The sequence below is a fragment of the Rariglobus hedericola genome (assembly GCF_007559335.1).
Lineage (GTDB): Bacteria > Verrucomicrobiota > Verrucomicrobiia > Opitutales > Opitutaceae > Rariglobus > Rariglobus hedericola.
Genome location: NZ_VMBG01000009.1, coordinates 1 through 1,372, shown reverse-complemented (window position 1 = coordinate 1,372; position 1,372 = coordinate 1). Strand labels below are relative to the sequence as shown.

3 protein-coding genes are annotated in these 1,372 nt (G+C 47.5%); all 3 read right to left on the bottom strand.

All coding sequences use genetic code 11. The features are described 5' to 3' along the window. Window positions 1-229: hypothetical protein (locus FPL22_RS17585; RefSeq protein ID WP_144354353.1), on the bottom strand; the 229-nt coding region annotated here is incomplete at its 3' end. Window positions 230-345: 116 nt separating this feature from the next. Then, window positions 346-792 (bottom strand): hypothetical protein, encoded by a 447-nt coding sequence (locus FPL22_RS17580; RefSeq protein WP_144354352.1) that lies wholly within the window; start codon window positions 790-792, stop codon window positions 346-348. A gap of 119 nt (window positions 793-911) precedes the next feature. After that, window positions 912-1,238, bottom strand: a complete 327-nt coding sequence (locus FPL22_RS17575) for a hypothetical protein (RefSeq protein ID WP_144354351.1) — start codon at window positions 1,236-1,238, stop codon at window positions 912-914. Window positions 1,239-1,372: the final 134 nt, after the last annotated feature.

The following is a 1,372-nucleotide window of genomic DNA, read 5'->3' as shown; positions in this document are numbered from 1 at the left end:
TTCCGGTCTTGATCTTTATGCCTGTAATATAATCGGCGGCTACAATCTTCCGTTCGGTGCTAGTCTGCATCAGGGGCATCGCGCGCTCGCTCAGCGGATAAATACTGTATTTTTTTGGTTCGATGAAAGATACGAACTTATGGTCGGTGAACTGAATTTCGTGTAGCGCCGTTTGGCCGAATGCAGACGAGATAAAAAGCAGCGAGAAAATGACCAGCAGGGGTTTCATAATTTTTGGCTAACGTTAAAAGTCAGACATTTCGAGGGCTGGCCCACAAAGCGGCTCCGCCGCGACTGGGCCAGTCCTCGAAATTGTCTGTAGTGCCTGGTTGGGCTCCGTGGTTTTCATCTGTGGCTCGTTTGGTAAATCATCCGTTGCAGGTCAGAATCATAACATACGGTGATGCCGCCGCCGTTTGATTTCCGTAAACTGTATTTGTATCCTCGTAATACAACATCTGCTTCGCCTAAAAATTCGATATTCCGTAATCGTGGTAGTGATTGAATCCGCAAGTTGGCCGAGAAATCTTTCTCGCGCTCTATCTTCCAATCTTTCATTTTAGCTAATGCTATGAAATCAACTTCCGGGAGTGTGCATTCGATCATTTCGACTCCGCCCATTCCAGTGGTGACTTCATGACTGACATCTTTTGCGCTAGCTGGGAGCCAATTGATTTTGGCCGTATGAAGTGTAGTCTCGGTAGAGGACCAAAACAATAGAGTCGACACAGCTATCGATGCTAGCAGGCCGCATCCGATAACAGCTAAGACGAACTTAAACGGAGATTTCATTTTGCCCAACGCTTAAGGTCAGACACGATCTGCGCTGGCGCGGAATGTGCGGCTCGGAGCACATTCCGTGACAGTGCAGATCGTTGTCTGTGGCGCCTGGTTCGGCTCCGTGGTTTTGTTCATTTCTGCCATGCGTCATTTCTTGCTATAGCCGCATACCGTGAAATCTCTTCTGTTTGTTTTTCCGACAATTTCTTCTTTGTGATCGTGACTAATGTATAGCCAAAATTGTCTGCCGAAATAAAACAATCCGCTCTATCGTCTTTGGTGATAACCTGAATCTTTTCGCGTAACTTCGCGTTTTCGATGGCAATCTTTTCGGCTGGGAAGGTGCCGCCGCTGGCATGTGAAAACATGGATATACTTTCACTTCGGACGTAGGGACGGCTTTTGCAGGCCGTCAAGCCAGCAGAAAATACCAAAATAATAATAAGCCAGGGTTTCATTTTGCCGAACGCTTTAGATCAGACATTTCGTGCGGTGGCACACAAAGCGGCTCCGCCGCGACTGTGACACTGCACGAAATTGTCTGTAACGACTGGTTCGGCTCCGTTTTCATTTCTGTGTTTGTAGCTTTCGG